Annotated in this window: 22 protein-coding genes; all 22 read right to left on the bottom strand. The window is 66.2% G+C overall.

Translation table 11 applies throughout. The annotated features are described in order from the left end of the window. Nucleotides 1-362: 362 nt before the first annotated feature. The 22 genes from murA to lysA all read right to left on the bottom strand — a co-directional run bounded on the left by murA (nucleotide 363) and on the right by lysA (nucleotide 23,712). Nucleotides 363-1,622, bottom strand: a complete 1,260-nt coding sequence (murA, locus tag ACIBK2_RS10820; protein WP_150407926.1) for a UDP-N-acetylglucosamine 1-carboxyvinyltransferase — start codon at nucleotides 1,620-1,622, stop codon at nucleotides 363-365. 245 nt (nucleotides 1,623-1,867) lie between these two features. Continuing rightward, nucleotides 1,868-2,449: a cob(I)yrinic acid a,c-diamide adenosyltransferase gene (locus tag ACIBK2_RS10815; RefSeq protein ID WP_396965813.1), complete on the bottom strand. Its 582-nt coding sequence runs from the start codon at nucleotides 2,447-2,449 to the stop codon at nucleotides 1,868-1,870. A 171-nt stretch (nucleotides 2,450-2,620) separates the two neighbouring features. Continuing rightward, a complete protein-coding gene (locus ACIBK2_RS10810) occupies nucleotides 2,621-3,037 on the bottom strand; it encodes a DUF2550 domain-containing protein (protein WP_357392215.1) in 417 nt (138 codons plus the stop codon). A 182-nt stretch (nucleotides 3,038-3,219) separates the two neighbouring features. After that, on the bottom strand, nucleotides 3,220-3,597 hold the full coding sequence (locus ACIBK2_RS10805; protein WP_396965811.1) for a F0F1 ATP synthase subunit epsilon: 378 nt from the start codon (nucleotides 3,595-3,597) through the stop codon (nucleotides 3,220-3,222). 5 nt (nucleotides 3,598-3,602) lie between these two features. Beyond that, nucleotides 3,603-5,051 carry a F0F1 ATP synthase subunit beta gene (gene atpD, locus ACIBK2_RS10800; protein WP_396965809.1) on the bottom strand — a complete coding sequence of 483 codons (1,449 nt, stop codon included), beginning with the start codon at nucleotides 5,049-5,051 and terminating at the stop codon, nucleotides 3,603-3,605. Between the two features lie 16 nt (nucleotides 5,052-5,067). Continuing rightward, nucleotides 5,068-6,039 carry a F0F1 ATP synthase subunit gamma gene (locus tag ACIBK2_RS10795; protein WP_357386794.1) on the bottom strand — a complete coding sequence of 324 codons (972 nt, stop codon included), beginning with the start codon at nucleotides 6,037-6,039 and terminating at the stop codon, nucleotides 5,068-5,070. 59 nt (nucleotides 6,040-6,098) lie between these two features. Beyond that, nucleotides 6,099-7,736 carry a F0F1 ATP synthase subunit alpha gene (gene atpA / locus ACIBK2_RS10790; RefSeq protein WP_396965806.1) on the bottom strand — a complete coding sequence of 546 codons (1,638 nt, stop codon included), beginning with the start codon at nucleotides 7,734-7,736 and terminating at the stop codon, nucleotides 6,099-6,101. A gap of 46 nt (nucleotides 7,737-7,782) precedes the next feature. Further along, on the bottom strand, nucleotides 7,783-8,592 hold the full coding sequence (locus tag ACIBK2_RS10785) for a F0F1 ATP synthase subunit delta (RefSeq protein WP_396965804.1): 810 nt from the start codon (nucleotides 8,590-8,592) through the stop codon (nucleotides 7,783-7,785). Nucleotides 8,593-8,611: 19 nt separating this feature from the next. After that, a complete protein-coding gene (locus ACIBK2_RS10780; protein WP_379286297.1) occupies nucleotides 8,612-9,175 on the bottom strand; it encodes a F0F1 ATP synthase subunit B in 564 nt (187 codons plus the stop codon). A 5-nt stretch (nucleotides 9,176-9,180) separates the two neighbouring features. Continuing rightward, on the bottom strand, nucleotides 9,181-9,429 hold the full coding sequence (locus tag ACIBK2_RS10775; RefSeq protein ID WP_150407935.1) for an ATP synthase F0 subunit C: 249 nt from the start codon (nucleotides 9,427-9,429) through the stop codon (nucleotides 9,181-9,183). Between the two features lie 70 nt (nucleotides 9,430-9,499). Next, nucleotides 9,500-10,348: a F0F1 ATP synthase subunit A gene (gene atpB / locus ACIBK2_RS10770; RefSeq protein WP_379286299.1), complete on the bottom strand. Its 849-nt coding sequence runs from the start codon at nucleotides 10,346-10,348 to the stop codon at nucleotides 9,500-9,502. Nucleotides 10,349-10,597: 249 nt separating this feature from the next. Beyond that, entirely contained in the window at nucleotides 10,598-11,056 is a 459-nt protein-coding gene (locus ACIBK2_RS10765) for a hypothetical protein (RefSeq protein WP_379286301.1), read from the bottom strand. Between the two features lie 88 nt (nucleotides 11,057-11,144). Further along, nucleotides 11,145-12,302 (bottom strand): glycosyltransferase family 4 protein, encoded by a 1,158-nt coding sequence (locus ACIBK2_RS10760; RefSeq protein ID WP_396965801.1) that lies wholly within the window; start codon nucleotides 12,300-12,302, stop codon nucleotides 11,145-11,147. A gap of 16 nt (nucleotides 12,303-12,318) precedes the next feature. After that, a complete protein-coding gene (locus ACIBK2_RS10755) occupies nucleotides 12,319-12,984 on the bottom strand; it encodes an L-threonylcarbamoyladenylate synthase (protein ID WP_396965799.1) in 666 nt (221 codons plus the stop codon). Between the two features lie 155 nt (nucleotides 12,985-13,139). Further along, on the bottom strand, nucleotides 13,140-14,048 hold the full coding sequence (gene prmC / locus ACIBK2_RS10750) for a peptide chain release factor N(5)-glutamine methyltransferase (protein WP_396965928.1): 909 nt from the start codon (nucleotides 14,046-14,048) through the stop codon (nucleotides 13,140-13,142). 31 nt (nucleotides 14,049-14,079) lie between these two features. After that, nucleotides 14,080-15,150 (bottom strand): peptide chain release factor 1, encoded by a 1,071-nt coding sequence (gene prfA / locus ACIBK2_RS10745; RefSeq protein WP_396965797.1) that lies wholly within the window; start codon nucleotides 15,148-15,150, stop codon nucleotides 14,080-14,082. 95 nt (nucleotides 15,151-15,245) lie between these two features. Then, nucleotides 15,246-15,494, bottom strand: coding sequence for a 50S ribosomal protein L31 (rpmE, locus tag ACIBK2_RS10740; protein WP_396965795.1), 249 nt, complete (start codon nucleotides 15,492-15,494; stop codon nucleotides 15,246-15,248). A gap of 830 nt (nucleotides 15,495-16,324) precedes the next feature. Next, nucleotides 16,325-18,499, bottom strand: coding sequence for a transcription termination factor Rho (gene rho / locus ACIBK2_RS10735; RefSeq protein ID WP_396965793.1), 2,175 nt, complete (start codon nucleotides 18,497-18,499; stop codon nucleotides 16,325-16,327). A gap of 288 nt (nucleotides 18,500-18,787) precedes the next feature. Then, nucleotides 18,788-19,801, bottom strand: coding sequence for a homoserine kinase (gene thrB, locus ACIBK2_RS10730; RefSeq protein ID WP_396965791.1), 1,014 nt, complete (start codon nucleotides 19,799-19,801; stop codon nucleotides 18,788-18,790). A gap of 1 nt (nucleotide 19,802) precedes the next feature. Further along, nucleotides 19,803-20,897 carry a threonine synthase gene (gene thrC, locus ACIBK2_RS10725; protein ID WP_396965789.1) on the bottom strand — a complete coding sequence of 365 codons (1,095 nt, stop codon included), beginning with the start codon at nucleotides 20,895-20,897 and terminating at the stop codon, nucleotides 19,803-19,805. After that, nucleotides 20,894-22,297, bottom strand: coding sequence for a homoserine dehydrogenase (locus tag ACIBK2_RS10720; protein WP_396965787.1), 1,404 nt, complete (start codon nucleotides 22,295-22,297; stop codon nucleotides 20,894-20,896). The genes thrC and ACIBK2_RS10720 overlap by 4 nt, the downstream gene beginning before the upstream one ends. Beyond that, nucleotides 22,294-23,712 (bottom strand): diaminopimelate decarboxylase, encoded by a 1,419-nt coding sequence (gene lysA / locus ACIBK2_RS10715; protein ID WP_396965785.1) that lies wholly within the window; start codon nucleotides 23,710-23,712, stop codon nucleotides 22,294-22,296. The genes ACIBK2_RS10720 and lysA overlap by 4 nt, the downstream gene beginning before the upstream one ends. Nucleotides 23,713-23,728 lie beyond the last annotated feature (16 nt).

The following is a 23,728-nucleotide window of genomic DNA, read 5'->3' as shown; positions in this document are numbered from 1 at the left end:
AACCGGGGGGTATGAGAGGCCGGAACCAATTAAATAATTGGCACTGACATTCATCGACACACTATTGAGTTCTCAAAGAACACACGCACAAACCATCGCCCAGACTTTGTCTGATTGATCAGTGAGGCAACCTATCCAGCTTAACTCAGCCGTTCCCCCAGAACCAAATCGGGGTCTCGGTCGAGCCAGTGTGAGCGTCAGGCGCTCCTCGTACTACCTCGTGTCCCTCGCCTTCGCTCAGCGTTTCCGCTCAGCTCTTCGGCCCGGGTCGGTGTCCGTGTCGCTCTGACTCGAATAAAGTTACGTGTCTGCGTGCATCATGTCAAATCCGCTGGTCAAGAAGCGTTTTCGAGGTTAACACTTCACTCCGCCGCGCCGACCCGCTTCACTTCGCCGCCCAAAGCCTGCAGTTGCTCGACGAAATTCGGGTAACCGCGGTCGATGTGGAAGACGTCGTGCACCTCGGTGGTTCCGTCGGCAACCAGACCGGCAAGTACCAAACCGGCGCCGGCCCGAATGTCGGACGACCACACCGGCGCACTGGACAACCGCGGAATACCGCGCACCACCGCGTGATGACCATCGGTCCGCGCGTCGGCGCCGAGCCGGATCATCTCCTCGACGAAACGGAAGCGCGCCTCGAAGACGTTCTCGGTGATCATCGAGGTGCCGTCCGCGATCGCGGCGAGCCCGATCGCCATCGGCTGTAGATCGGTGGGGAATCCGGGGAACGGCAGCGTGGAGAAGTTCACCGCGCGCGGCCGCTCGGCCTGGACCACACGGAAACCGTCCTGCTCGAAGGAGATGCGTGCGCCCGCCGAGCGCAGCTTGTCCAGTACCAAGGACAGATGCTTGGGATTGACCCCGGTCACCCGGACGTCGCCCATCGTCATCGCCGCGGCGATTCCCCAGGTGGCCGCCACGATACGGTCGCCGATCACCCGGTGCGTCGTCGGCGAGAGCCGCTTGACGCCCTGCACCGTCAGTACCGAAGTACCCGCACCGGTGACCCGGGCACCCATCTGCACCAGCATGTTGCACAGGTCGACGATGTCGGGTTCGCGCGCGGCGTTGTCGATCACCGTCTCGCCCTCGGCGAGCACGGCCGCCATCAAGATGTTCTCGGTCGCACCCACCGAGGGGAAGTCGAGCCGAATCTTGGCGCCCTGCAGTTCGTCGGCCCGCGCGACCACGCAACCGTGCTCGATCTCGCTGGTCGCACCGAGCAACCGCAGACCGGCCTGATGCATATCGAGTGGACGGGAACCGATCGCATCGCCGCCGGGTAGCGCGACGACGGCACGCTTGCAGCGCGCCATCAGCGGACCGAGTACACAGACCGACGCGCGGAACTGCGTCACCGCGGGGAAGTCCGCGTGGTACTTCGGTTCTGCCGGGGTGTCGATGGTGACCACCCCGGCGTCGATCGCGACGTCGCAGCCGAGGCCGCGCAGCACGTCACCCATCAGCGGCACGTCGAGAATGTCCGGGCAGTTCGTGATCGTGGTGGTGCCTTCGGCCAGCAAGGCAGCGGCCATCAGCTTGAGGACGCTGTTCTTGGCGCCCCCCACCGCGACTTCACCGACGAGTCGATTCCCGCCGGTAACCAAAAACCGTTCCATGCCGCCTCTCCGCGTATTCGGCGCACTGTTGGGTGCAAGGATAGTTGCGGCACTGTTCCGCCACTCCGGGTATTCAGCGCACTAGTGGGTGCCACGGTAGTTCGGTTACAGGCCGGCGGTCGGGTGCCGGACTGAACTCACCCGCCCCCGTCGGCTTCGCCTCCTACCGTCCCCCACGAGTTCTGGGTATACCCGGGGTGTTACCCATGAACTCGAGGACGTGCGTCCTCGTGTCTCGAGCATTATCAGGTGCTCGCCCTGGTTCCGCCGGGCTTCCACAGGATATCGCCGCCCGGATTCGCCACGCGGCTCAGGATGAACAGCAGATCCGACAGGCGGTTGAGGTACTTGGCGGGCAAAACGTTCGTATCGTCCGGGTGTGTCTCGACCGCCGACCAGGCGGAACGCTCCGCGCGGCGGGCGACGGTGCGCGCCGTGTGCAACAGCGCCGCGAGCGGGGTGCCACCCGGCAATATGAACGAATTCAGTGCCGGCAGTTCAGCATTGAACTCATCGCACCAACCCTCGAGCCGATCGATGTAGAGCTGTTCGATGCGCAGCGGCGGATACTTCGGCTCCGCGACAACGGGGGTAGACAGATCCGCCCCCGCATCGAACAGATCGTTCTGTATCTGCAGCAGCACCTCGCGCAACTGCTCCTCGGGCTGCCCGAGCGCGAGAGCCACCCCGATTGCGGCGTTCGTCTCATCGCAGTCGGCATACGCGACCAGCCGAGGATCGGTCTTCGCCACCCGCGAAAAATCGCTGAGACCAGTGGTCCCGTCATCGCCGGTACGCGTGTAGATCCGCGTCAGATGAACACTCACAGCACAACCCTAGCTCCCCCGCCTCCCCGAGACTTTTGCCGGACGTCAGGCACCCGGCCGTTGCGTTCCGGGCCGGCGGCAATATCTACTCCAGTTCTGGGCGTTCCCGGCGAGTTACCCATGTACTCGCGAAATCAGTTGTTGCGTGGGGCAGCCCCACATCTGCGCTAACTAGCGCATCCGGCGGGTGCGGTCGGACGGGCGGGATTCCACCCAGGAGAGGAATGCGGTCCGCGATGCTCGATCCAGGGCCAGCTCGTAGCTGCCGTCCCGATCGGTCACCGCGATCACCGCGATGTCGTCGCTCATGATGTCGTATTCGTCGCCGACGGGTCCGCGACGGTCGCCGATCTCGATGCCCTGGCGGTGAATTGTGCAGTCCGGTCCGAGTTTCAGGCTGGTCAGCTTGAAAAAGACCATTCGGTCCTCGTCGTAGCGGATCAGTCCGTGCCGCCACCCCTGACCACCGCGCGCGGGTAGTACTCGCAACAGTGCGGCGGTTCCGCCGCGCCGCAACATGATCAGGCGATAGGTCGAGGCGAGGGCCAGGAACACGAGCGTGAGCACCAGAATGATCAGGAGAACCATCCCGGTCTGCAATGCAGTTCGTCCCTTCGCTCTGTCGCCACCCCGCGGTCATTCAACCACGCCACCAAGTTTACAAACTGGGGGGCCGTGTATTAAGACGATCGTAAGCCGTTATAAGACGACTGTCGGCGGCGAAGGTCCCTTCGCCGCCGACAGTCTGGTGTTCTGTATCCGGTTGTCGCTTACGCGTTCGCAGCCTGCTCGGCCGCGCGGACCTGGGCCTGCGCCGCCAGCTGGTCCTCTTCGCTGGCCGCCGAGTCGGCCAGCACGCGCCGGGCCGCCTCGACATCCACCTCGTCGGCGAATTCCGCCGACTCGGCCAGGATCCGGACCGTGCTCGCGGTCACCGAGAAGAAGCCGCCGTGCACCGCCGCGACGATGCGCTCGCCGTCGGTGGAGACGATGGCCACCGTGCCGCCCTCGACCAGCTGACCGAGCAGCGGCTCGTGGCCCGGCATGATGCCGATCTGACCCTCGGTGGTCTGCGCGCTGACGAACGTTGCCTGGCCGGACCAGAGCAGCCGTTCGACGGCGACGAGATCGACTGACATTTCTGACATCGGGACTACTTTCCGGCGATCTTCTTCGCGGCCGCCTCGACATCGTCGAGACCACCGCAGCTGTTGAACGCCTGCTCCGGGAAGTGGTCGAACTCGCCCTTGCAGACCCGGTCGAAGTCGTCGATGGTCTGCTCCAGCGGAACCACCGAACCGACCTGGCCGGTGAACTTCTCGGCCACGATGAAGTTCTGGCCGAGGAACTTCTCCAGGCGACGGGCGCGGCCGACGAGGACCTTGTCCTCTTCGGAGAGCTCGTCCATGCCGAGGATGGCGATGATGTCCTGCAGTTCCTTGTACTTCTGCAGGATTCGCTTCACCTCGTTGGCGACGGCGAAGTGCCGGTCACCAACAATGGATGCTTCGAGGATCCGCGACGTCGAGGTCAGCGGGTCGACGGCCGGGTAGATGCCCTTCTGCGAGATCGGGCGGGAAAGCTCGGTCGTCGCATCCAGGTGGGCGAAGGTGGTGGCCGGCGCCGGGTCGGTGTAGTCGTCGGCGGGCACGTAGATCGCCTGCAGCGAGGTGATCGACCGACCACGGGTCGAGGTGATGCGCTCCTGCAGCTCACCCATCTCGTCCGCGAGGGTCGGCTGGTAACCGACGGCGGACGGCATGCGGCCGAGCAGGGTCGACACCTCGGAACCGGCCTGGGTGAACCGGAAGATGTTGTCGATGAACAGCAGCACGTCCTGGTGCTGCACGTCGCGGAAGTACTCGGCCATGGTGAGAGCCGAGAGCGCGACGCGCATACGGGTGCCCGGCGGCTCGTCCATCTGGCCGAAGACGAGGGCGGTGTCCGGGAGGACGCCCATCTCTTCCATTTCCAGGCGCAGGTCGGTGCCCTCACGGGTGCGCTCGCCGACGCCGGCGAACACCGAGGTACCGGAGAACTCCCGCGCGATACGGGTGATCATCTCCTGGATGAGCACGGTCTTGCCGACACCGGCGCCACCGAACAGGCCGATCTTGCCACCCTTCACGTACGGGGTGAGCAGGTCGATGACCTTGATGCCCGTCTCCAGGATCTCGGTCTTACCCTCGAGCTGGTCGAATGACGGGGGCTTGCGGTGGATGCCCCACTGCTCGCCGTCGCGGCCGAGGCCGGGGCTGTCCAGGCAATCGCCGAGGGCGTTGAACACGTGGCCCTTGACGACGTCGCCGACCGGCACCGAGATCGGCTTGCCGGTGTCGGTGACGGCCGCGCTACGGACCAGGCCGTCGGTGGGCTGCATCGAGATGCAACGCACGATGCCGTCGCCGAGGTGCTGGGCAACCTCGAGGGTCAGCGTCTTGGCCACCGAGGTCAGGGTGATCTCGGCGTGCAGAGCGTTGAACAGCTCTGGGATCGAGCCCCGGGGGAACTCGACGTCGACGACGGGGCCGATGACTCGGACGACGCGACCTGCGTCTGCGCCGGTCCGACTCGTGTTGTCTTGCGTGACTGCTGCGGTCATTTTTCTCTTCCTGCGCTTAGTCGCGGTCCGAGCTCGAAGCCAGCGCGTTTACGCCGCCGACAATTTCGCTGATTTCCTGCGTGATCTGGGCCTGCCGCACCGAGTTCGCCTGCCGGGAAAGGTCCGTGGCAAGGTCGTTGGCGTTATCGGTGGCTGCCTTCATTGCGGTGCGCCGAGCCGCGGACTCGGATGCCGCTGCCTCGAGCAACGATGAGTAGATACGCGTGTTGATGTACTTCGGCAGCAGGGCCGCCAGCAGCACATCGGCGTCGGGCTCGAACTCGTACTGCGCGTGCACATCCGCCGTCGGCGAATCGGACACGAAGTCCTCACCCATGTCGAAGTTCTCGTCGACGTAGCTCACCTGGATCGGCGCCAACCGGCGCACCTCCGGGGTCTGCGTCAGCATCGACACGAATCGCGTGTACACGATGTGCAGCTCGTCGACACCCGCGATATCGCCGGTGCCGTTCGGCGCGGGAACCACGCCTTCGGAACCGGCCATGAAGGCCTCGACGAGGTGGTTGCAGGCCGCCGACGCATCGGAGTACTTCGGCTGCTGCGAGAACCCGGACCACGACGCGACCGGGGTGCGGTTGCGGAAGGTGTAGTACGTGAGGCCCTTGTTGCCCATCACGTAGATCACCGGCTCTTTGCCCTCGCCGCGCAGCGTGTGCATCAACTCTTCGGCGCGCTTGAGCACGTTGGAGTTGTAGCCACCGGCCATGCCGCTGTCACTGGTGATCACCAGCACCGCCGCCCGGCGCGGCTCGGCGCGCTCGGTCAGCAGTGGGTGGGTCAGGTTCTTCGACGCGTTCGCCAGCTCACCGAGGACCTTGGTGATCTCCTCGGCGTACGGCTTGGCGGCCGCAACCCTGGCCTGCGCCTTGGAGATTCGCGAGGTCGCGATCAGCTCCTGGGCCTTGGTGATCTTCTTGATCGAATTCACACCACGAATGCGGGAGCGCAATTCACGCAAACTTGCCATCAGTCACACTCCCTTCATTCGCATCGGCATTAATAGATCGCATCAGTCCCGAACCTGGGTCACTTCTCGACGTGCTTGCGGGTGACCGACAGCGTCTCGACCTCTTCGTGCTCGAGATCGGCCGCTTCGGCCTCGTTCACCACACGGCTGCCATCGGAGGCGAGGAAGCCCTGCTTGAACTTGTCGGTCTCCGCCTTGATCTGATCGGCGGCCTCGTCCTTGAGGACCTTGCCACCCTCGATCGACTTGAAGGCGTCGGCCGCAGCACGGTGCAGGTGCTCGAGCAGTTCGCCGTTGAAGCGACGGATGTCGGCGACCGGGACCGAGTCGAAGCGGCCGTCGTCGACCAGGAAGATCGAGACGATCTGGTCCTCGACGGCGACCGGCGAGTACTGGTCCTGCTTGAGCAGCTCGACCCAGCGGGCGCCACGCTCGAGCTGCGCCAGCGACGCGGCATCGAGGTCGGAGGCGAACGCGGAGAATGCCTCCAGCTCGCGGAACTGCGCCATTTCCAGACGCAGCGAGCCTGCGACCTTCTTCATGCCCTTGGTCTGGGCCGCGCCACCGACACGGGAGACCGAGGTACCGACGTTGATCGCCGGGCGCACGCCCTTGTTGAACAGGTCGGACTCGAGGAAGACCTGGCCGTCGGTGATCGAGATGACGTTGGTCGGGATGAACGCCGAGATGTCGTTGGCCTTGGTCTCGATGATCGGCAGACCGGTCATCGAGCCTGCGCCCAGCTCGTCGGACAGCTTCGCGCAACGCTCCAGCAGGCGGGAGTGCAGGTAGAAGACGTCACCCGGGTACGCCTCGCGGCCCGGCGGGCGACGCAGCAGCAGCGAGATGGCGCGGTACGCCTCGGCCTGCTTGGTCAGGTCGTCGAACACGATGAGGACGTGCTTGCCCTGGTACATCCAGTGCTGGCCGAGGGCCGAACCGGTGTACGGCGCAAGCCATTTGAAGCCGGCCGAGTCGGACGCGGGAGCCGCGACGATGGTGGTGTACTCCAGCGCGCCACGGGCCTCCAGCGCGGACTTGACGCCCGCGATGGTGGAACCCTTCTGGCCGATGGCGACGTAGATGCAGCGCACCTGCTTCGCCGGATCGCCGGAGTCCCAGTTCGCCTTCTGCGCCAGGATGGCGTCGATGCAGACCGCGGTCTTGCCGGTCTTGCGGTCGCCGATGATCAGCTGACGCTGGCCACGGCCGATCGCGGTGAGGGCGTCGATGGCGGTGATGCCGGTGGCCAGCGGCTCCTCGACGGGCTGACGCTCCAGCACGGAGGCGGCCTGCAGCTCGAGCACGCGCTGCTCTTCGGCCTCGATCTCGCCGAGGCCGTCGATCGGCTTGCCGAGCGGGTCGACCACGCGGCCGAGGAAGTTGTCGCCCACCGGAACCGAGAGCACATCGCCGGTCCGGCGGACCTGCTGGCCCTCTTCGAGGTCGGCGTATTCGCCGAGGATGACCGCACCGATCGAGCGGTCTTCGAGGTTCAGCGCCACGCCGAGCACGCCACCCGGGAACTCCAGCAGCTCATTGGCCATTGCCGAAGGCAGGCCGCTGACATGCGCGATGCCGTCGGCCGTGTCGGTGACAACACCGACTTCTTCGATGGAGGTCTCGGGGGTGTAGCTCTGCGTGTAGCTCTCGATCGCGCTACGGATCTCGTCGGAGGAGATCGTCAGCTCCGCCATGTTCTTCCTGCTCTCGCTGTGTCGAATAGTCGGGGGGATGAGGACGTCAGGTCAGGGACCGACGCAGCCGTTCGAGCCTGCCGATGGCGCTGCCGTCGATCACGTCGTCGCCGACGTGTACGACCAGCCCGCTCAGCAGACTCGGGTCGACCTGTACGTGCACCTGGATCGGCTTGTCGTAGATGCGATGCAGCGAGGCGGCGAGCCGCTCGCGCTGCTGCGCCGACAGTTCGATCGCCGCACGCACATGCGCCACGATCTGGTCGCGACGGGCCGCAGCCAGGTCGGACAGTTCGTCGAATGCCACCCCGACTGCCGTCTTCTGCCTGGTCACCACCTGCTCAGCCAGGGTTAGCGTGATGGATTCGGTCTTGCCGGTGAGCAGGCGATCGATCAGATCCCGCTTGGCCTCGGCCGGCTTGGTCCGATCGGAAAGGGCCTGCTCGAGGTCGGGGTTGTCGCTGATGATCCGACCGAGCCGGAACAGCTCGTCCTCGACCGCGTCGAGCCGGCCACTGTCGGCCGCCGACTCCAGCAACGCCTCTTGCCCGAGCAACACCAGGGTGTCGACCAGGTCGGCGGTCCGGGACCAGTCCTGGGCCACGGCGGTGGTCAACACGGCCTGCGTGGCCGGGTTGACCTTTCCGCCGAAGACCCGCTCACTGAGCTCGGCCCGGACCGAGCCGGGCACCGACACGTCCGCGAGCGCAACACGCAGCGAACGCTGGTCGTCCAGCACGGCGACAACGGCGAACAGTTCGGAACCCGTTGTGGCCGCGACACTGTCGCTTCCGGTCAGAGCGGCCCTGAGCGCCTCCCGAGACCGGGCGCAGGCCTCGCGGCTCGCTGCGTACATGCTTCTCACTTTCGCGTCGCTACCTTCCGACCCCGATGCCGGCTTTCGACTCATCGTCGAGCTCGGTCAGGAACCGCTCGATCGACGCCGCCTGCTTAGCTTCGTCCGAAACCGACTGCCCGATAATCTTTTCGGCCAAATCTACGGCGGTATGGCCGAGTTCGGAGCGCAGTTCGGTAAGGATTTGCTGGCGCTGTGCTTCCAGCTGGCTGTGGCCCGCGGCAACGATGCGGTCACTTTCGGCCTGCGCGTCCGCGCGCATCTGCGCGAGGATCTGCTGGCCCTGGGTGCGCGCGTCCTCACGGATACGCGATGCCTCGAGCCGCGCTTCGGCCAGCTGCTGCTGGTACTGCTGCAGTGTGAGCTGGGCCTGTTCCTGCGCGGCCTCGGCCCGAGCGATGCCGCCCTCGATCTTATCGCTGCGCTCGTCGAGCACCTTGAGCACGCGCGGGATCACATATTTGTAGAAAACGACGCCGATGATCGCAATGCAGACCACCGACCACACGATGTCGTATGTCTCGGGGATGAGGGGGTTGATGTCTTCCCCAGCATCCGCGGCGAACACAGAAAGCCCGTTCATGGCAATCAGAAGATGAAGCCGGCCACAAGGCCGATCAGGGCGAGGGCCTCGGTGAACGCGATACCGAGGAACATGTTGGTACGGATCGTGCCCTGGAGCTCGGGCTGACGGGCAATGCCCTCGATCGCCTTACCGACGACGATGCCTACACCGATGCCGGGGCCGATGGCGGCGAGACCGTAGCCGATAGCGCCGTATCCCTTGATCTTGTCAGAGTTCGAAGCGGCTTCCTGGGCCAGGTACGCGAGGCTCATGAGGTTCCATTTCCCTTTCTGTTGCTCACCCGCCGGTCGGCGTGTGTAGCAGGTATCCGGTAGTTGTGGGTCAGTGCGAATCTGCGTGCTGGGCAAGTCCGATGTAGACCGCGGTCAGCAGGGAGAAAACGTAGGCCTGCAAGAAGATGACCAGCAGCTCGAAGAGGGTGAAGCCGAGACCCGCGAGCAGCGAGAACGGCGAGAACACCTTCATCCACGAGACGGCATCGAACAAGAAGAACCAGGTGGCGCTGAAGAAAAGCACCAGCATGATGTGCCCGGCCAGCATGTTGGCCATGAGTCGCACGGTCAGCGTGAACGGCCGCAGGATGAACGTCGAGACGAACTCGATCGGAATCAGCAGCACGTGCAGCGCGGGCGGAACGTTCGGAACGACGATGCTGGCGCGCATGTAGGTGAAGAACCCGTACTTCTTGATACCCACGTAGTTGAATGTGACGTAGGCGATCAGGGCCAGCACCAGCGGAAAGCCGATTCGGGCGTTCGACGAGATGTTCAAACCCGGAATGATGCCGGAGAAGTTCAGAAAGAGCACCGAGAAGAAGATTGTCGCGATGAGCGGAAAGTACTTGCGACCGGATTCCTTACCCAGGATCTCGTCGCAAATCTGCTCCTTGACGAACACCAGACCGGTTTCGGCGACGTTCTGCAGTCCGCGCGGGACGAGACGGGGATTCCGGAATGCGAGCATCATCACGACAATCAGGACCGCCGACATGATCAGCCTGATCAGCATCAAACGATCGAGTTCGAACGGCGTACCCTCGAACAGCAGCGCTGGAGGGAAGAAGTCGGACAGCGATGGCGCGTGGAACTCGCCCGCCAAAGTGGTGACGCTCAGCGTTCTCTCCCGTGTTCGGGCCGTGGGTTCGGTTGATCCCACGGTTCGATCGGACATTGACGATCAATTTGGGTCGACTCAGGTCGGCTCGAAGTTCGTCAGCAGCTGTGCGGCGGGTTTTGATTCCACCTGGCGTCTGTACGTGTGTCGGCGACATCGTCGACATGCAGAACCGGAACCCTCAGAGCCCGGCACGGCAGTAAGCATAGCGGCACTCGGAGGGATCTTGACGATCCCCCCTCGCTTGGTTGCTTGCTTACCAACACTTTACCAAGTTATCTACGACAGCGTGTAGGTGGGTGGGGATCAATCTTCCCGAGCGGGCGAATCCGGGGTCGCGTCCGGCACCGTCACGTACGGAACCTTCTGTCTGACAACGCCATACGTCTCCGCGCCGAGCACGATGAACAACGCGCCGATCACGGTCAAGAAAAGGACCATTCGGTCATAAAAGTCGAATTGATTCAGTATTGCTATGACCAAAAGCGCAACCAGCATTTTACCGACCCAGCTGGCCAGCATCACCATGCCCGCCGTGGACGGCGGCAATTTCGCGCCGAACAACACCACCGCGGCGGTGGTCAGAATGAAGCCGCCGCCGATGGCCGAGCCGATCAGCGCACCCCACAGGCCCGGCGTGCCTGCGGCCGCGGCGCCGATGGCGACGGACAACACCACCAGCACGCCCAAACCGATCAAGCCGTAGCGCAACGCCGCCTTGAGCGGGGCGTCGGGACCGGGGACCGGGGTGGGAGTGAAGTTCACGACTGCGCCTCGCTGACGCTCGGCTCCGTCGTGCCCTTGGGCGCTGTGTTCATGGTTCACTCGCTCCGCTCGCTCACATCCGCGAACCTTACCCGGGCGGCGGCCGGTCCCCCGCTGCCTCCCCGCGGCGCAGCCCGGGAATGGCCGTGACGACGAGGGCGAAGACCAGCCCGCCCGCCACCAGCAGGACAACGAGTGTGAGGTTCATCAACGCGGTGCCGACGGCGCCGAACGCGAGGATCCCGACCCATAAGTAGATGAGCAGCACCACCCGCCGGTGCGAATGCCCGATCTGCAGCAAGCGGTGATGCAGATGCATCTTGTCCGGAGTGGAGAAGCTCACACCCGCGCGCACCCGCCGGACGATCGCCAGCACCAGATCGAGCACCGGAATGAACATGACCGCGCCGACCAGCAGCAGCGGCGACAACAGACCGACGATGTCGCGGGTCCCGAAGCCCTGCAGCGGAATGCGCCCGGACGCGCTGGTGGAGACGGCGGCGAGAACCAGGCCGATCAGCATCGAGCCCGAGTCGCCCATGAATATCCGGGCGGGCTGGAAATTGTGTGGCAGGAAGCCGAGGCAGGCGCCGGCCAGCGCGGCGGCGAGCAGCGCGGGCGGATAGGTGTCGACCGAACCGCCCTGCTCGTTCATCAAACCGATCGCGAACACGAAAACCGCGACCGCCGCGATCAATCCGAGTCCGGCCGCGAGCCCATCGAGCCCGTCGACGAAGTTCATCGCGTTGACCAGGGTCACCGTGACCGCCACCGTGACGAGACCGCCTTGCAACGCGTCCAGGAACACCGTCGTGTTGTTGAACGGGTTGTAAATGCTGTACCAGCTCAAACCCATCACGGCCATGACGCCCGCCGCGGTCACCTGTCCGGCGAACTTGGTCAACGCGTCCAGGCCCCACCGGTCGTCGACGATGCCGACCGCGACGATGATCGTGCTCGCCACCAGCACCGCGAGCGGAATATTCGGGGTGTAGTCGAAGCCGCGGCGCAGCGCGGGCAGCCGGTACGCGAACAGCATCGCCGCGACCACGCCGACGTAGATGCCGACACCGCCCATCCGCGGGATCGGCTTGACGTGCACGTCACGTTCGCGCGGCACCGCCACGGCGCCGAATCCGATGGCGAGCACCCGGATTCCGCCGGTCGCGAGAAAGGTCACGACCGCGGAGATGAGCAGGACGAGCAATAGCTCCCGCAGCGGGACGACGGCACCCGAACCGGTCATCCGCGGCACTCACCGATCATCGGATGGCGGCGCTGGTCAGCGCCTCCGGCGACATGCCGAGCACCTCGGCGATGTCGGCGATGGGTACCGCGCCCTCGCGCAGGATGCGCGGCTGGTCGGCGGTGAGGTCGACGATGGTGGAGGCGACGGCATGGTCGGCCGGACCGCCGTCGAGGTAGACGTTGACCAGGTCGCCCAGTTGATCGCGGGCCTCGTCGGAGGTCTTGGCGGGCGGCTGACCGGAGACGTTGGCGCTGGAGACGGCCAGCGGGCCGACCTCGCGGAGCAGTTCCAGGGTGACCGGGTGCAGCGGCATCCGCAGCATCACCGTGCCGCGCGTGTCGCCGAGATCCCAGGCGAGTGAAGGCGCTTGCTGCACAACGAGACTCAGGCCGCCGGGCCAGAACGCCCGGATCAGCTCGCGGGCCTGCGGGCGGACCGAGAAGACCAGGCCGTCGATGGTGTGCCAGGAACCGACCAGGACCGGCACCGGCATGTCGCGGCCGCGACGCTTGGCGGCGAGCAGCGAGCTCACCGCGGTGGCGTCGAAAGCGTCCGCGGCCAGGCCATACAGCGTGTCGGTAGGCAGCACGACAAGTCGCCCGGACTTCAGGGCGCTGGTGGCTGCGGTCAGTCCGGCAGCGCGGGTATCGGGATCCGCGCAGTCATAGACGGTACTCACGGGCATCATCTTGTCACGGGCATGCGCGGAGAGCTCCCCCGCCTCTCCGCGACTTCAGGCCAGACTGGGGTGCCTCGGCCGTAGCGTTGGCGGCCGGCGGTGAAATCGCAGGTGAGTTAGCCGGTACCCGATGAGTTACCCATGTGCGTACGAAATCAGTCGTTACGCTGCCTGGACGAGGTCGAGTGCGAGTCAGTTCGCGTCGCGGCGACGAAGCGCGGCTTGCCCGCCAGGTCGGGGTGTTCGACGATGTCGATGAAGTCACCTTGTTTGCCCAGCAGAGCGGCTAGGTCCGAGCCGTTGGAGTCGTCGTGTTCGATCGCCGTCGCACCGCCTGTGCGCAGTAGGCGGGTGATGGTGGGGATCATGGCGCGGATCACATCCAGACCGTCCGGACCGCTGAAGAGCGCCAGGTGCGGATCGTGGTCGGCGACTTCGGGATCCAGTTGCGCGCCTTCGGGGATGTAGGGCGGGTTGGACACCACCAGGTCGACTCGGCCGTCGAGTTCGGTCAGCAGGTTCGGGTCGGTGACGTCATCGGCGTGCAGGGTGATCGGGGTGTCGCCGTCGGCGATGCACCGGTCGGCATTGCGCCGCGCCCACTGCAGCGCCGCCGAATCGAGTTCTACCGCATGCACATCGGCGTCCGGGCGCGCGTGCGCGATGGCCAGCGCCAGCGCGCCGGAGCCGGTGCACAGGTCGACGACGACCGGCTGGTGATCGTGCGGCAGTGCCTCGAGCTGAGCGAGCGCCCAGGCGAACAGCAACTCGGTCTCCGGCCGTGGAATGAATACCCCGGGCCCGACCGCCAGGTCGATCTCGCCCATCGCCACGGTTCCGGTCAAGTGCTGCAACGGAATTCGCTGCGCCCGCCGGTCCACCAGCACGCGATACTCGGCCAACTGATCGGGCGCGACGAGCGGAGTCAGCATGAGCCTGCTGCGCTCGACCCCGAGCACATGCGCGGCCAACTGCTCCGCATCGGCCTGCGGACTGTGCACCCCGGCCTGCCGCAGCGTCTCGACGGCTTCGTTGATGGCGGGGCGCAGGGCTACACGGGTCACAGACATGACAGCAACTCTTCCCGAAAGGTGTTTACTCTGCGGCCATTCGAGCTTCGCGGTCCGCTTTGCCGAGGGCGTCGAGCAGCGGATCCAACTCACCATCGAGCACGGCATCCAGGTTGTGCGCCTTGAAACCGATGCGGTGGTCGGCGATGCGGTTCTCCGGGAAGTTGTAGGTGCGGATGCGCTCGGAGCGGTCCACGGTGCGGATCTGGCTGGCCCGGCCCGCCGCGGCCTCCTGGTCGGCCTGTTCCTCGGCGAGGGCCTGCAGCCGGGCGGCGAGCACCTGCATGGCGCGGGCCTTGTTCTGCAGCTGCGAACGCTCGTTCTGGCAGGTCACCACGATGCCGGAGGGCAGGTGGGTGATGCGGACGGCGGAGTCGGTGGTGTTGACGCCCTGGCCGCCCTTGCCCGAGGAACGGTAAACGTCGATGCGCAGGTCGGTCTCGTCGATCTGCACCGCCTCCACCTCGTCGGGTTCCGGGTAGATCAGCACGCCCGCGGCCGAGGTGTGGATGCGGCCCTGCGATTCGGTCACCGGAACGCGCTGCACCCGATGCACGCCGCCCTCGAACTTGAAGCGCGACCAGACACCGTCACGGGCGGCGTCACGGCTCTTGATGGACAGCGTCGCGTCCTTGTACCCGCCGAGATCGGACACGGTGACGTCGAGGATCTCGACCTTCCAGCCGTGCCGTTCCGCATAGCGGACGTACATGCGGGCCAGGTCGGCGGCGAACAGCGCCGATTCCTCGCCGCCCTCACCGGATTTCACCTCGAGCACCACATCGTCACCGTCGTGCGGGTCGCGCGGGGCGAGCAGGTCCGCGAGGGTCTGCTCCAGCTCGGCGACCTGGCGTTCCAGATCGGGGACCTCGGCGGCGAAGGCCGCGTCGTCGGCGCCGAGTTCCTGCGCGGCGGCGAGATCGTCGCGCGCGGACTTCAGCTTGGTGTAGGTGGCCATGACCGGCGCGAGCTCGGCGAATCGCTTGCCGACCCGGCGCGCGGCGCCCGGATCATTGTGCAGCGCCGGATCGGACAGCTGCGTCTCCAGGCCGGCGTGCTCGGCCAGAATGTCGTCGATCGCGGACGGTTGCGTCACTTGTGCTTCCTCTTTCTGATTTCCCTGGTGAAAAGGACGTCATACAAAACACCGACGCCCGGCCTGCGGAGCAGGACCGGGCGTCGGCGAGGAAGCTACTTGGCTGCGGCGTCGTCCGCGTCGGCCTTCTTGCTGCCGGCACGCTTGCCGTAGCGGGCCTCGAAGCGGGCCACGCGGCCACCGGTGTCGAGGATCTTCTGCTTGCCGGTGTAGAACGGGTGGCACTGCGAGCAGACCTCGACGTTGATGTGTCCCGACTCCTTGGTGCTGCGAGTCTGGAACGTATTGCCGCAACCACAGACGACCGTGGTCTCGACATACGTGGGGTGGATTCCTGCCTTCATGGGTGTCCTCTCGATATTGGCCGCCGGGTCGCTCACGCGCGAATCGCGGGAACGTGAACCGGAGCCGACTTAGGCGGGAGGTCTGCTCGAAACAGAGCAGACGCAACGACCGTTCAGTATGCCAGAACAGTCCCTACGCTCCCAAAACACCCCCGGCAAGTGGTTTGTTCCCGCCCTAGGTACTCCCCCCATCGCCGCCGCCCCAGGAAGTTCGGGCACGCGCTTCGCCGGTGTCTCGGGAACCCTGAAGACGGGTAGTTGGCTACTCAGGTATGCGAACAGCTTCGTTCATAGAGTTTGAGACCTTGCACAACGGCGTGCCGTGACCAGCGAAGGGAGAACTTGTGAACATCCGAGTCGCGTCGGCGCTCTTCGGTCTGTTGATCCTCGCTGTCGCGGTCGGCTGGTGTGCCCTGCCGGACACCGCGACCACGGCAGCGCCGGGAACCGCCGTGTATGTCGAGGCTTCGACCACCGCTCCGGAGGGGAGTGCAGTGGAGACATCGGCGATCATTCTCAGCCTCATGATCAGCGGCGCGGCCATCATCGGGCTCATGTTCTTCTGCCCGCAAAGGTCGAGAGGGCCCCGTCTACCCGGAGCCCTCTCGGCAAATGCCATCGCATCAACTGATTTCGCGAGTACATGGGTAACTCGCCGGGAACGCCCAGAACTCAGGCAGGCACGCGCCGCCGGTCGCCAACGCCACCCTCGCGGCACCCAAGTCTGGCCTGAATACGCGGAGAGGCGGGACAGTCTCATGTTCTTCTGCCCTCGAACGCCGAAAGGGCCCCGCGAATGCGGAGCCCTCTCGGCAATACAACTTGCGAACTTACTCGTCCAGAGCGCCAGGTGCGGTCTTGCTCACCTGCATCAGGAACTCGAGGTTGTTCTTGGACTTCTTCAGACGGTCGATCAGCAGATCGATCGCCTGGTGCGAGTCCAGGCCGGACAGTACGCGGCGCAGCTTGTGCAGCACCGCGGCCTCGTCGGGGTTGAGCAGTAGCTCGTCCTTACGAGTGCCGGACGGGTTCACGTCCACCGCGGGGAACACACGCCGTTCCGCGATCTTGCGGTCCAGCTTGAGCTCCGCGTTACCGGTGCCCTTGAACTCCTCGAAGATGACGGTGTCACCGGTGGAACCGGTCTCCACCATCGCGGTCGCGATGATGGTGAGCGAGCCGCCGTTCTCGATGTTGCGCGCCGCGCCGAGGAACCGCTTGGGCGGGTACAGCGCGGTGGAATCGACACCACCGGACAGGATTCGACCGGAAGCGGGCGAGGAGTTGTTGTACGCACGACCCAGTCGAGTGATCGAGTCGAGCAGCACCACAACGTCTTTGCCCATTTCCACCAGTCGCTTGGCCCGCTCGATGGCGAGCTCGGCGACGGAGGTGTGGTCGCCCGGCGGACGGTCGAAGGTGGAGGCGATGACCTCACCCTTCACCGAACGCTGCATGTCGGTGACCTCTTCCGGACGCTCGTCGACCAGCACAACCATGAGGTAGACCTCGGGGTTGTTGATGGCGATGGCGTTCGCGATGTCCTGCATGATCGTCGTCTTACCGGCCTTCGGCGGCGAGACGATCAGGGCGCGCTGGCCCTTACCGATCGGCATGATCAGGTCGATGACCCTGGTGGTCAGCTTGTTCTGCTGAGTCTCCAGGCGCAGCCGCTGATTCGGGTAGAGCGGGGTGAGCTTGCTGAACTCGGGCCGCCGCTTCGAGTCTTCGACGTCGCCGCCGTTGACCGTGTCGAGGCGGACCAGCGGATCGAACTTCTGCCGCTGGTTGTTCTGCTCACCGTCGCGCGGGGCGCGCACCGCACCGGTGATCGCGTCACCGCGGCGCAGGCCGTTCTTGCGGACCAGGTTCATCGAGACGTAGACGTCGTTCGGTCCGGCCAGGTAGCCCGAGGTCCGGACGAAGGCGTAGTTGTCCAGCACGTCGAGGATGCCCGCGACCGGCTGAAGCACATCGTCGTCGCGGATCTCCAGCTCGCGCGCCTCGCCGCCACCGGTGCCCGGCTCGCGGTCACGACCACGACGCCGCTCGCGGAATCGGCGTCCCCGCCGGCCGCGACCGTCTCCTTCGTCGTCGTCATTGTTGTTGCGCGCATTGTTGCGGTCGTTGTTCCGGCCGCCGTTGGCGTTTCCGCCACCATTGCCGTTCTGGTTGTTGCGCTCGCCGGACTGGCCGCGCTCACCGGACTGATTACGCTCGCCCGACTGGTTGCGCTCGCCCGACTGATTACGCTCGCCCGACTGGTTGCGGTCACCGGACTGGTTGCGCTCGCCCTGATTACGCTCACCGGACTGGTTGCGCTCGGACTGATTCCGCTCGCCCGACTGGTTGCGCTCGCGGCGCCGCTCGCCCTGCTCGGTGTCCTGCTTCGGCTCGTCACCACGCGCATCGGCGGTCGCGGTCTCGCCGCCGCCGGATCGCGCCTGGTCACGGCCGCGCCGCTGCCGACCACGACCACGCTGACCACTCTCGCGGCCGGAGTCCTCGGTGGACTCCGCCGTGTTGGCCGGTGCGGCCTCGGCCGGTGCCGAGTTCACGGGAGCAGATTCCTTCGCCGGAGCAGCAGCCTCGACTACCGGAGTTTCCTTCGCCGGGGCGGTGGACACATCGAGGGTCCCCTGCTCTGCCCGAGCGGGCGTCGACGCGGCGGCCGGCGCTTCCGTATTACCGGGTGTGTCGGCCTTGGCGGAAACCGCGGACTTGGCCTGTCCCCCTTCGGGCTTTTCACCCTTGCCCGGTTTCCCGGACTGATTTTCTTTGATTGCGGCGATCAAATCGCCTTTGCGCATTCCGGAGGTGCCTCGGATACCGAGCTCCCCCGCGAGCGCGCGCAACTGCGGCAACAACATTCCAGTCAGCCCCGATCGTGCGACGTCGGTTTGTTCGCTCATCTTCGAAATCTGTCCGGAGTCACTTTCGCGGTCCCCCGGAGATGTTGGGTTGGAATCCACCCCGGGTGTTGCGAGCAGGTCCGTATCTGTCACGGAAATCCTTTCCTTCCCCCGATTGCCGTGTGCTGTTTCGAGGGTTCGTCCCGCAGTCCGGGCATTCTGCCGGACTCGGATGCGTCCGTCCGCTTCGCCACCGGTGGTGTGAGGTGGGGAGTGATCATTCCAGTTGCGCAGCTACGCAGCACCCCCATGGCCTGGAGGCTCGAGCCTGGAGCCTGCTGGAGCGATTGCCCTGATGAAGCACCGGCGTCTGATGCGCACGATGTACGGACTCGCTCAGGATAGCTGCCCATTGCGAATCTCGGCAAGCCAGACGCGCCGTCAGTCGGTCAGTACTCCATCGGCCAGTCCGGGTTCGACCACTCGCAACCCGTCCATGGCCGCGAGTTCACGGAGTTCGGCGGGGAATTCGCAGGTACTCAAGGCCAATACGGTGGGACCGGCACCCGAAACGGTGGCCGCGATGCCCGCCGCGCGCAGCCGGGAAATCCAGGTGGTGGTCAGCGGCAGCGCGGGCGCACGCTGGGCCTGGTGCAGCCGGTCGGCCGTCGCGGGCATCAGCAGGTCGGGACGCTGGGTCAGCGCCACCACCGCGAGGGCGGCCCGGCTGACGTTGAACGCGGCGTCGCCGTGCGGCACCACCTCGGGCAGCAAACCCCTGGTGTGCGCGGTGGACGAGCGTTCCTCCGGAATGAGGACGAAGGGCCGCAGCGTCGGATGCGGGTCGAGCCGTACGGCCCGGTAGACGCGGCCGTGATGCTCGGCCACCGGCACACCGTCCTGGCCGATGTCGGCGGCCCGGTCGGTCTCGGTCCAGGACACCACGATGCCGCCGAGCACGCTGGCCGCCGCGTTGTCCGGGTGACCCTCGAATTCCGATGCGAGCTGCACCAATTGGTCGGTGGAGGTGGCCAGCGCCGGATCGAACTTCGCCGCGATGGCGCAGCCCGCGGCCAGCCCGCCGACGACGGCCGAGGCCGAGGAGCCGAGCCCACGCGAATGCGGAATCACGTTGCGGCACACCACATCGAGGCCGTCGGCCCAGACGCCCGCCGACTCGAGCCCGCGCTCGATCGCGCGCACCACGAGATGTGAAGGGCCCCAGGGGACGTCGTCGGCGCCCTCACCCTCGACCCGGATGCCGAGCCCGGAATCGGTAGTGCGGACCTCGATCTCGTCGTAGATCCCCAAAGCCATACCGAGCGAATCGAACCCGGGACCGAGGTTCGCGCTCGACGCAGGCACCCGCGCGGTTACCGAAAGGCCCGCGGGCAGCGTGCGACTCGCGCCTGCGGTCCGCGACCGCACAGTCAATTGGCCTTCGCGCGAATTCAACTCAGGCCAACTCTAGTTCGTGGGCGACCGCGACCGGGTCGACCGGAATCGCCTGCACCTGCGGCATTCCCAGCAGCGCGGTGTCGGGATCCTTGAGCCCGTTGCCGGTGACGGTGCACACGACGGTGAGGCCCGAATCCAGCCAGCCCTCCTGGTGCGCGGCGAGCAGACCGGCGACACTGGCCGCCGACGCAGGCTCGACGAACACGCCCTCGCGGGCCGCGACCAGGCGGTATGCCGCCAGGATCTCGTCGTCGGTGGCCGCGCGGAACGCGCCACCGGACTCGTCTTTCGCCGCCATCGCGCCGTTCCAGGACGCGGGCGCGCCGATCCGGATGGCCGTCGCGATGGTCTCCGGGTTGCTCACCGGCGCACCGTTGACCAGCGGCGCCGCCCCGGCGGCCTGCACGCCGAGCATGCGCGGCAGCTGGGTGGTGATGCCGTCGGCGTAGTACTCGCGGTAGCCGCGCCAGTACGCGGTGATATTGCCCGCGTTACCCACCGGCAGCGCGTGCACGTCGGGGGCCTTGCCGAGCACGTCGCAGATCTCGAACGACGCGGTCTTCTGGCCCTCGATGCGGGCCGGGTTCACCGAGTTGACCAGGCCGATGCTGGGAAAGTCCGAGGTGACCTTGCGGGCCAACTCCAGGCAATCGTCGAAGTTGCCGTCCACCTGAATGATCTTGGCGCCCAGCATGACCGCCTGGGCCAGCTTGCCCATCGCGATCTTGCCCTGCGGGATCAGCACGGCACAGGTCATGCCCGCGCGGGTGGCGTAGGCCGCGGCGGATGCCGAGGTGTTGCCGGTGGACGCGCAGAGCACCGCCTGCTGGCCCTGGTACTTGGCGTCGGTGATCGCGACCGTCATACCGCGGTCCTTGAACGAGCCGGTCGGGTTCAGGCCCTCGACCTTGAGATAAACATCACATCCGGTCAATTCGGACAGATGCGGTGCGGGCACCAGCGGCGTTCCGCCCTCGTACAGGGTGACCGGCTCCCATTCCGCCGCACCCGCGATCCGATCGCGGTACGCCGCGATCAAACCGGGCCAGCGGGAGTGCACTCCTGCCTGCGGCGCCACGCCAGTCGTACTCATTCTTCGGTGCCTTCCAATCGCAGAACACTGGTGATTGATGTGACGGATTCCATCTCGCCAAGGGCGGCGACGGTGTCCGCGAGCGCTGATTCCACGGCGTGGTGGGTAACCACGACCAAGCGAGCACCCGTGCCGTGTCCCTCTTGGCGGACGGTCGAAATGCTCACCTCGTGCTTGGCGAATTCGCCCGCCACCGCGGCAAGAACCCCGGGACGGTCTGCCACCTGCAGGTTCACGTGGTAGCGGGTGGGCGTATCGCCGATCGGCGCGATCGGTAGCTCAGCATAAACCGATTCGCCGGGGGCGCGGCCACCGTAGAACTTGTTGCGCGCGGCCATCACCAGATCGCCGAGCACCGCGGACGCGGTCGGCGCGCCACCGGCGCCCTGTCCGTAGAACATCAGCCGTCCGGCGTTCTCCGCCTCGACGACCACCGCGTTGAACGCGCCGCTCACGGCGGCCAGCGGATGCTTGCGCGGCACCAGGGCCGGGTAGACGCGCACCGAAACGCGGTCCTTGCCGCCCTCGGCCACGGTCGGCTCGCCCGGTCCGGCGGGCACCCGCTCGCAGATGGCGAGCAGCTTGACCGTGCAGTTCAGCGCGGACGCGGTCTCCAGGTCCTCGGAGCTGATCTTGGAGATGCCCTCGCGGTACACGTCGGCCGCGGTGACCCTGGTGTGGAACGCGAGCGAGGCGAGGATCGCGGCCTTGGCGGCGGCGTCGTAGCCCTCCACGTCGGCGGTCGGATCGGCCTCCGCGTAGCCGAGGCGGGTGGCCTCCTTCAGGGTGACCTCGTAGTCGGCGCCGGTCTCGTCCATCGCGGAGAGGATGAAGTTGGTGGTGCCGTTGACGATGCCGACCACCCGGTTGACCCGGTCGCCGGCCAGCGACTGGATGAGCGGGCGGACCACCGGGATGGCGCCGGCCACCGCGGCCTCGAAGTACAGGTCGGCGCGGTTGCGTTCGGCGGCCGCCGCGAGTTCGCCGGTGTAGTCGGCCAGCAGCGCCTTGTTCGCGGTCACCACGGATTTGCCCGCGTTCAGCGCGGCCAGGATCAGGCGGCGCGGCGGGTCGATGCCGCCGATCACCTCGACCACCAGGTCGACGTCGTCGCGGGCGACCAGGGCGTCCGCGTCGGTGGTCAGCAGGTGCGGCGGCAGGCCGCGATCGTTGTCGAGATTGCGCACCGCGACGCCACGCAACACCAGCGGCGCGCCGACGCGAGAACGCAGGTCTTCGGAATGATCGCGCAGAATCCGCACGACCTCGGTGCCGACATTGCCCATACCGAGGACCGCTACACCGATCGGCTGATCTCTCCCCCAGGTCGGAGTGGGATTGGGCCCACCCGCCGCCCGGCCACCACCCCTGATGGAATCGCTATGCGATACAGAGTTCATTGCACCTCCAAGCTGAGCAGGTCCGCCACCGTTTCCCGGCGCAGGATGAGACGCGGTTGTCCGTCGCGCACCGCGACCACCGCGGGGCGGGTCAGCTGGTTGTATCGGCTGGACATCGAATAGCAGTACGCACCGGTCGCGGCGACGGCGACGAGATCGCCGGGGCCGACGTCCTCGGGCATCCAGGTGTCGCGGATGACGATATCGCCACTCTCGCAATGCTTTCCGACGACGCGCGCGACCACGGCCGCGGCCTCGGACGAACGGGAAACCAGGCGGCAGTCGTAGTCGGCCTGATACAGCGCCGGGCGGATGTTGTCGCTCATACCGCCGTCGACGCTGATGTAGCGCCTGCGCAGGCCACCGTCGAGGGAGACGTCCTTGATGGTGCCGACCTCGTACAGGGTGACGGTGCCCGGTCCGGCGATGGCGCGGCCGGGTTCCACCGCGATCTTCGGCTGCGGCAGGCCGATGACGGCCGCCTCCGCGGCGACCAGGTCGCACACCTTCGCGGCGAAGTCGTCCAGCGGCGGCGGGTCATCGCTCGGCAGGTACGAAATACCAAGTCCGCCACCGAGATCCAGCGTGGAGATCTGCGCGGTGCGGTCGACGCCGAACTTCTCGATGGCGTCGTGCAGCAACCGCAGCATGCGGCGCGCGGCGATCTCGAAGCCGTCGATCTCGAAGATCTGCGAGCCGATGTGGCTGTGCAGGCCGACCAGGCGCAGGTTGTCCGCGTCGAAGACGCGCGCCAGCGCCTCCATCGCGTCGCCACCAGCGATCGAGAAGCCGAACTTCTGATCCTCGTGCGCGGTCGAAATGTATTCGTGCGTATGGGCTTCCACGCCGACGGTGACTCGAACCAGCACGTCCTGCACGACACCGGCGCGGCCCGCGATGGCCTCGAGACGCTCGATCTCGATCAGCGAGTCGACCACCACGTGGCCGACCCCCGCCGCGACGGCCGCTTCCAGCTCGGTCGCCGATTTGTTGTTGCCGTGCAACGCAATTCGCTCGGCCGGGAAATCGGCGTGCAGCGCCACCGCGAGCTCGCCACCGGAGCACACGTCCAGCGACAGGCCCTCGTCGCGGATCCAGCGGGCGATCTCGCCGCACAGGAAAGCCTTGGACGCGTAGTGCACTCGCGCGTTCGGGCCGAACGCGCGCACCATGTCGCGGCAGCGGGAACGGAAGTCGTCCTCGTCGATCACGAACAGCGGGGTGCCGAATTCGGCGGCCAGCTCGTGCACCGGCACACCGGCCAGCCGCACCACGCCGTCGGCGTCGCGGGAGGCGTTGCGCGGCCAGACATTCGCGGGCAGATCGATCATCTGCTGCGGGTCGCGGGGACGCTCCGGCAGATTGGGGGCGTGCGGAATTTCGGCGTGCCGAGGGCCGGCGGGGTGCGCGCTCATAGTTCTTCCTCCCTGG

The sequence above is a fragment of the Nocardia sp. NPDC050175 genome, assembly GCF_044459885.1.
Lineage (GTDB): Bacteria > Actinomycetota > Actinomycetes > Mycobacteriales > Mycobacteriaceae > Nocardia.
The sequence above is the reverse complement of the archived record's forward strand: the minus strand, read 5'-3'. Positions and strand labels throughout refer to the sequence as shown.